Below are 1,233 nucleotides of genomic sequence, written 5' to 3'. Positions count from 1 at the left end.
ATATCCAATTCGGGTAATTCTTCTGGTGGCGAGAGTTGAGTTTTCAGCCAAGTTTGTCCCACAAACCAACCGATCGCCCCAGCCCCAACAATAAAACCCATCCCAAAAACAAATTGTAGGAGAAACTTGAATATCTGCACGCCAAAATTGCGCTGGTTGGAAAAAAGAGGTTGAGTCATCTCGATAGGGGATGGAGGTGCTACAGTTGCCGCAGATTGCTTGCCTTTACTGGGAGCCAGGGAAGAGCGAGGAATCTCGCGCAGGGCGCTGATGACATCATACGCACTGTGATAGCGATCGCCCGGATTTTTAGCCAGCATTTTTTGCAAAATAGTATTAAATTGGGCAGAAATTTTAACCTGTCCGCGCCAGTCCCATTCTCCAGTTTTCGGATCGATTAATTGTAAGGGTTCTTTCCCCGTCAGCATAACTGCAACGGTTGCCGCGATCGCGTAGAGGTCGCTATAAGTAAAAATAATCCCTTTTTGTAACTGTTCGGGGGGGGCATAACCAGGTTTACCTAAAGGCGTGGGGAGAGGGGTTGTGGTGGGATCTCCCAATTCCACGGAAAGGGTCGCGAGAACTTGAGCAATACCGCCAAAATCCCCTAAAATCAAGCGTCCGTCTCCTTGCCGAAAGAGGATGTTTTCTGGCGAAATATGGCGATGGATGACTCCCATCGAATGAATGTAGTTGAGGACGGATGCAAGCTGATAGAGCAAACGCAGTCCCTCAGTTTCGCTAAACTTGCGCCCTTGTATCCAACGGGCATCTAGAAGCGATCGCAGAGTTTGCCCTTCTATATAATCTTGGACGAGTAACACTTTACCCCGCTCTCCATCTTGGAAACAGGTAAGATGATGCACTTTGAGAATTTGAGCGTGATCGAGGCGATAGAGGATATCCGCTTCACGGGCAAAGAGTTGCTCCGCCTTGGCAAAAACATCTGGAGTTCGTAGAGTAAAGGTAAATTCTTTCAAGGCAAAACGAGCGTTTGAGCTTTGCAGGTCTTCCACTAAATAGGTCTGCCCCAAACTGCTGCTCTGTGCTAATTCTTTGATAACTCGATAGCGATCGCCTTTAATTTCCTCAGACTCAACAGAACTGACCATAAACATTTATTCGTTCGTATTCCCACCAGTGTAAAAGATAAAAGATAAATTTTGCCTATCCTCTTCCCCTCTTCTCCAACTCCCCCCAACTCCCCCAACTCCCCACACTTTCCCCATTGCC

Annotated in this window: 1 protein-coding gene; it reads right to left on the bottom strand. The window is 47.4% G+C overall.

Going from position 1 to position 1,233, the window contains the following annotated elements:
• Positions 1-1,112, bottom strand: a 1,112-nt coding sequence (locus tag VB714_RS07340; RefSeq protein WP_323222626.1) for a serine/threonine-protein kinase, incomplete at its 3' end; no start/stop codon positions are given.
• Positions 1,113-1,233 lie beyond the last annotated feature (121 nt).

The organism is Spirulina sp. 06S082, from assembly GCF_034932145.1.
In the GTDB taxonomy this organism is placed as follows: domain Bacteria; phylum Cyanobacteriota; class Cyanobacteriia; order Cyanobacteriales; family Spirulinaceae; genus CCY15215.
Note: the sequence above shows the minus strand (reverse complement) of the source record. Positions and strands in the feature narration are given on the sequence as shown.